Origin of the sequence: Pseudomonas sp. (assembly GCF_050739995.1) — a bacterium.
In the GTDB taxonomy this organism is placed as follows: domain Bacteria; phylum Pseudomonadota; class Gammaproteobacteria; order Pseudomonadales; family Pseudomonadaceae; genus Aquipseudomonas.
Genome location: NZ_JBOICG010000022.1, coordinates 1 through 6,082, shown reverse-complemented (window position 1 = coordinate 6,082; position 6,082 = coordinate 1). Strand labels below are relative to the sequence as shown.

Below are 6,082 nucleotides of genomic sequence, written 5' to 3'. Positions count from 1 at the left end.
TGTGGGAGGGGGCTTGCTCCCGATTGCAATATGTCAGATGGCACATTTGTATCTGATCGACTGCTATCGGGAGCAAGCCCCCTCCCACCTGGATTTGTGGTGCTGGGGAAGACGCTTACAAATACCTAACACAGGTTTTTTCCTGACCAGTGCGTCAAAGCGTAGAATCCGCCGTCCTTGCGCTTCGCTTCCCGATTGGACACCCGTACGTGAACACTGCCACCGCCACCCTCACCCGCCCCGCCCGCATCAGCCGGGAAGTGCGCGGCCTGCTGACCCTCGCCCTGCCGATCATGATCGGCCAACTGGCAACCACGGCGATGAGCTTTGTCGACGCGGTGATGGCCGGACGCGTCAGCCCGCAGGACCTGGCGGCGGTGGGCCTGGGCAATTCGATCTGGATTCCGGTGTATCTGTTGATGACTGGCACCCTGCTGGCCACCACGCCGAAAGTCGCCCAGCGCTACGGCGCCGGTCAATTCAGCGAGATCGGCCCGCTGGTGCGTCAATCACTGTGGCTGGCGCTGGTGGTCGGGATCACCGCGGCGCTGTTGCTGCTCTGCGCCGAACCCATCCTGCATGCAATGAAGGTCGAGCCCGACCTGATCAAACCCTCCATGGGCTACCTGCACGGCATCGCCGCCGGCATGCCGGCCATCGCGTTTTATTACGTGTTGCGCTGCTTCAGTGACGGCCTGGGCCGCACGCGGCCGAGCATGGTCATGGGCCTGTGCGGGTTGGCATTGAACATTCCACTGAACTACATCTTCATCTACGGCCACCTGGGCGTACCGGCCATGGGCGGCGTAGGCTGCGGTTGGGCCACGGCCATTGCGATGTGGGTGATGATGCTCGGCCTGGCCGCGTGGACACGCTGGGGCCCGGCCTACCAGAGCAGCGAGCTGTTCAAGCGTTTCGACTGGCCCCAGTGGTCGGTCATCAAGCGCGTGTTGGGCATCGGCCTGCCCATCGGCGTCGCGATCTTTGCCGAGTCGAGCATTTTTGCGGTGATCGCGCTGCTGATCGGCAGCCTGGGCGCCACGGTGGTGTCGGGGCATCAGATCGCGCTGAACGTCAGTTCCCTGGTGTTCATGATTCCTTACTCCCTGAGCATGGCGGTCACCGTACGCGTCGGCCAGGCCCTGGGCCGTGGCGAACCGCGTGAAGCGCGCTTTGCGGCGGGGGTCGGCATGGGCACGGCGCTGGCCTATGCCTGCTTGTCCTGCAGCTTGATGCTGTTGTTCCGCGAACAGATCGCGACGATCTACACCCCGGACCCCGTGGTGATCCACCTGGCCTCGACGCTGATCGTGTTTTCGGCGCTGTTCCAGTTCTCCGACTCGATCCAGGTCACCGCCGCCGGCGCACTGCGTGGCTACCAGGACACCCGGGTGACCATGGTACTGACCTTGTTCGCCTATTGGGGCGTGGGCCTGCCGGTGGGCTACGCCCTGGGCCTAACCGACTGGCTCGGCGCGCCCAGCGGCCCAAGCGGCCTGTGGCAAGGGCTGATCGTCGGCTTGAGTTGTGCGGCGGGGATGCTGCTGGTGCGCCTGGCGCGCAGTGCACGCCGGCGCATCCGCGCAGACAAGACGCGGGGTTAAGCCAGCTTCTTGCGAATCCAGTACAGGTACGTACCGGCCTGTTCCTGCTGATCCACCAGCTCGTGGTCAAGGAACACACAAAACTTGGGAATATCGCGACGGGTCGACGGATCGGTCGCGATCACCTTGAGCAAGCCACCTGGCGGCAGGTCGCGGATGTGTTGGTGCAGCATCATCACCGGCTCCGGGCAGTTGAGGCCCGTTGCGTCGAGCACTGCGTCTACAGGCAAATCGAGGGGTTGATTCATACATCACTCCTGAAACGGCACCGCTCAAAATGTGGGAGCGGGCTTGCTCGCGAAGACGCGGGCACATTCAACATAGATTTCGACTGTATACCGCTTTCGCGAGCAAGCCCGCTCCCACAGGGGTTTTGTGGTCAATTCAAGTATTCAGCGGGTCTTGGGTTTCTTTGCACTTTCCAGCCGACGCAAGTGGCACGTCACTTCCTCACGGTCGTGATACAGCTGCTTGCAGCCGATCTCCACGCGAATACCGCGGGCCTTGAAACCCTCTTCGATGCGTTCCAGCAAGCGCTTCACTTCAGCGTAGCGCTGTTTCATCGGCAATTTCAGGTTCACCACTGCTTCGCGGCAATGCCCCTCGCCGATCCAGGTTTCCAGCAGCGCCGCGTTACGCGCAGGCTTTTCGACGATATCGCAGACCATCCAGTCCACCGGCTGCTTGGGCACGAAGGTGAAGCCGTCGGCCATCAAGTGCTGCACCAGGCCAGTATCCATCAGGCTTTCAGCCATCGGGCCGTTGTCGATGGCGGTCACCAACATGCCGCGATTGACCAATTGCCAGGTCCAACCGCCTGGCGCGGCGCCCAGGTCGACGCCGGTCATGTCGCCGTGCAGGCGCTCGTCCCACTGGTCGCGAGGGATGAAGTGGTGCCAGGCCTCTTCCAGTTTCAGGGTCGAGCGGCTCGGCGCTTCACGGGGGAATTTCAGGCGGGGAATACCCATCGGCCACATCGCCGAGTTATTCGACTCGGCCAGGCCCATGAACACTTCACGGCCACTCTTGAAGGTCAGCAGCAGGCGCGGCTTGCTCGGGTCGTCCACCAGCTTGCCGGCGTTCAACAACGCCTTGCGCAGGTGCACTTCGAATTTCTTGCAGAAGTTCGACAGTTCCTTGCCGTCGTTGGTGTCGACCATCTCCAGCCACAGGCTGCCGCACACCGGGAAGCCTTGCAGGTGGGCGAGGATCACACTGATGCGGTCGGTTTCCGGCAGGTCGATGAATACCCCGCGCGCCCACTGCCTCGGGAAGATCAGCTCGGCAAAACGCTGGCCGTGCATCAGGCGCTGGGCGCCGTCTTCTTCGGTGCAGACAAATTCGGCGCAGGCGCTGCCGGTCTTGGCTTTGGCATAGCCGGAAACGTTCAGGCGCGCGGCGTGTTCCGCGATCTCGGAACAGACTTCGCCTTCAAAACCCGGGCGGCAATGCATAAAAAGGGTGTTCATCAACTCTCCTGGCAACTGGATTGCGCTATCGCAATACCTGTCATGAAAACCCGCGCATGATAACGGAGTTCGGAACCTTGGACTTAACGATAGAGTCCAGTTATTAGCCTGCTAATGAAAACAGGGCTAACGTGATAGCTCTGTTCGTCCCGTCAGGTCCGTAGCCGTGCGGACCATAAGGAGTTGTGTCATGTCATCGCTTGATAGCCTGAGAACCCTTAAGACCCTTGAAATAGACAGTAAGACCTACCACTACTTCAGCCTGCCCGAGGCCGCCAAGAGCCTGGGTGACTTGGACAAGCTGCCGATGTCGCTCAAGGTGCTGCTGGAAAACCTGCTGCGCTGGGAAGACGCCAAGACCGTCACCGGTGCGGACCTCAAGGCCATTGCCGCCTGGCTCAAAGAGCGCCAGTCCGACCGAGAGATCCAATACCGCCCCGCCCGGGTGCTGATGCAAGACTTTACCGGCGTGCCCGCCGTGGTCGACCTGGCCGCCATGCGCGCCGCCGTCGCCAAGGCCGGGGGCGACCCGCAGCGCATCAACCCGCTCTCCCCCGTGGACTTGGTGATCGACCACTCGGTAATGGTCGACAAGTTCGGTACCACCAGCGCGTTCGAGCAAAACGTCGACATCGAAATGCAGCGCAACGGCGAACGCTACGCCTTCCTGCGCTGGGGCCAGAGCGCCTTCGACAACTTCAGCGTTGTGCCACCCGGCACCGGCATCTGCCACCAGGTCAACCTCGAATACCTGGGCCGCACCGTGTGGACCAAGGACGAAGACGGCCGCACCTATGCTTTCCCCGACACACTGGTCGGCACCGACTCACACACCACCATGATCAACGGCCTGGGCGTACTCGGCTGGGGCGTGGGGGGTATCGAAGCGGAAGCGGCGATGCTCGGGCAACCAGTGTCGATGCTGATTCCGGAAGTGATCGGCTTCAAGCTCACTGGCAAGCTCAAGGAAGGCATCACCGCCACCGACTTGGTGCTGACCGTCACCCAGATGCTGCGCAAAAAAGGGGTGGTGGGTAAATTCGTCGAATTCTACGGCGACGGCCTGGCCGACCTGCCCCTGGCGGACCGCGCCACCATCGCCAACATGGCCCCGGAATACGGCGCCACCTGCGGCTTTTTCCCCGTCGATGACGTGACACTGGATTACCTGCGCCTGTCCGGTCGCCCAGCAGCAACTGTCAAGCTGGTGGAGGCCTACACCAAGGCCCAAGGCCTGTGGCGCAACGCGGGCCAGGAGCCGGTGTTCACCGATACCCTGGCGCTGGACATGGGCAGCGTCGAAGCCAGCCTCGCCGGGCCGAAACGCCCGCAGGACCGCGTATCGCTGCCGAATGTGAGCCAGGCGTTCAGCGACTTCCTCGACCTGCAATTCAAACCCACCAACAAAGAAGAAGGCCGCCTGGAAAGTGAAGGCGGCGGCGGTGTCGCCGTGGGCAATGCCGACCTGGTGGGTGAAACCGACTATGAACACAACGGCCAGACCTATCGCCTGAAAAACGGCGCCGTGGTCATTGCAGCCATCACCTCCTGCACCAACACCTCCAATCCCAGCGTCATGATGGCGGCCGGGCTGGTAGCGAAAAAGGCCGTGGAAAAGGGCCTGACCCGCAAACCTTGGGTCAAGAGTTCCCTGGCTCCAGGCTCCAAAGTGGTCACCGACTACTACAAGGCGGCGGGCCTTACCCAATACCTGGATAAACTCGGCTTTGACCTGGTGGGTTACGGTTGTACCACCTGCATCGGTAACTCCGGCCCCTTGCCGGAGCCGATTGAAAAAGCCATCCAGAAGGCCGACCTCGCCGTCGCTTCGGTGCTGTCCGGCAACCGCAACTTCGAAGGCCGCGTGCATCCGCTGGTGAAAACCAACTGGCTGGCCTCTCCGCCGTTGGTGGTGGCCTATGCCCTCGCCGGCACGGTGCGCATCGATATCAGCAGCGAGCCGTTGGGTAACGACCAAGATGGCAAGCCTGTTTACCTCAAGGACATTTGGCCGAGCAGCAAGGAAATCGCGGATGCGGTGGCCCAGGTCAGCACCAGCATGTTCCACAAGGAATACGCCGAGGTGTTTGCCGGAGATGAGCAGTGGCAGGCAATTGAAGTGCCGCAGGCCGCAACGTACGTGTGGCAAAAAGACTCCACCTACATCCAGCACCCACCGTTCTTCGATGACATTGCCGGGCCTCTGCCGGTGATCAAGGACATCAAGGGCGCCAACGTGCTGGCCCTGCTGGGGGACTCGGTGACCACCGACCACATCTCCCCCGCCGGCAACATCAAGACCGACAGCCCCGCCGGTCGCTACCTGCGCGAACAAGGCGTGGAACCGCGTGACTTCAACTCCTACGGCTCACGCCGGGGCAACCATGAAGTGATGATGCGCGGCACATTTGCCAACATCCGTATCCGCAATGAAATGCTCGGCGGCGAGGAAGGCGGCAATACGCTGTACATCCCTACTGGCGAGAAGATGGCGATCTACGATGCGTCGATGAAGTATCAGGCCTCGGGCACGCCGCTGGTGGTGGTCGCCGGGCAAGAGTACGGCACCGGTTCCAGCCGTGACTGGGCCGCCAAGGGCACCAACCTGCTGGGAGTCAAGGCAGTGATCGCCGAGAGTTTCGAGCGTATTCACCGCTCCAACCTGGTAGGCATGGGCGTGCTGCCGTTGCAGTTCAAGCTGGACCAGAACCGCAAGACGCTCAAGCTGACGGGCAAGGAGAAGATCGACATCCTGGGGCTGACCGATACCGAGATCGAGCCACGGATGAACCTGACGCTGGTGATTACGCGGGAGGATGGCAGTAGCGAGAAGGTGGAGGTGTTGTGCCGGATCGATACGCTTAACGAAGTGGAATACTTCAAGTCCGGCGGCATCTTGCACTACGTACTGCGCCAACTGATCGCCAGCTAAAGAACACCGGAGATCAAATGTGGGAGGGGGCTTGCTCCCGATAGCGGTGGATCAGGTACAGATACTCAACCTGACAC

The 6,082-nt window shown here is 61.7% G+C and carries 4 protein-coding genes; 2 read left to right on the top strand and 2 right to left on the bottom strand.

Annotated elements, in window-relative coordinates; genetic code table 11:
* The first annotated feature begins 209 nt into the window (after positions 1-209).
* The gene (locus ACRESD_RS00635) at positions 210-1,604 is read left to right on the top strand and encodes an MATE family efflux transporter (RefSeq protein ID WP_431749161.1); all 1,395 of its coding nucleotides are present in this window, start codon (positions 210-212) and stop codon (positions 1,602-1,604) included.
* Here the strand turns inward: ACRESD_RS00635 and tusA are convergent.
* Positions 1,601-1,852, bottom strand: coding sequence for a sulfurtransferase TusA (gene tusA, locus ACRESD_RS00630; protein ID WP_431749160.1), 252 nt, complete (start codon positions 1,850-1,852; stop codon positions 1,601-1,603). The two genes, ACRESD_RS00635 and tusA, sit on opposite strands and share 4 nt — an antisense overlap.
* 144 nt (positions 1,853-1,996) lie before the next feature.
* Positions 1,997-3,073, bottom strand: a complete 1,077-nt coding sequence (rlmM, locus tag ACRESD_RS00625; protein WP_431749159.1) for a 23S rRNA (cytidine(2498)-2'-O)-methyltransferase RlmM — start codon at positions 3,071-3,073, stop codon at positions 1,997-1,999.
* Positions 3,074-3,263: 190 nt separating this feature from the next.
* On the opposite strand from rlmM, the gene acnA reads away from it, so the two are divergent.
* The gene (gene acnA / locus ACRESD_RS00620; RefSeq protein ID WP_431749158.1) at positions 3,264-6,005 is read left to right on the top strand and encodes an aconitate hydratase AcnA; all 2,742 of its coding nucleotides are present in this window, start codon (positions 3,264-3,266) and stop codon (positions 6,003-6,005) included.
* Positions 6,006-6,082 lie beyond the last annotated feature (77 nt).

What these genes read in the sequence shown, in the direction of transcription:
- acnA (WP_431749158.1), top strand. Translation starts at nt 3,264, where the DNA reads ATGTCATCGCTTGATAGCCTGAGAACCCTTAAGACCCTTGAAATAGAC.
- rlmM (WP_431749159.1), bottom strand. Translation starts at nt 3,073, where the DNA reads ATGAACACCCTTTTTATGCATTGCCGCCCGGGTTTTGAAGGCGAAGTC.
- tusA (WP_431749160.1), bottom strand. Translation starts at nt 1,852, where the DNA reads ATGAATCAACCCCTCGATTTGCCTGTAGACGCAGTGCTCGACGCAACG.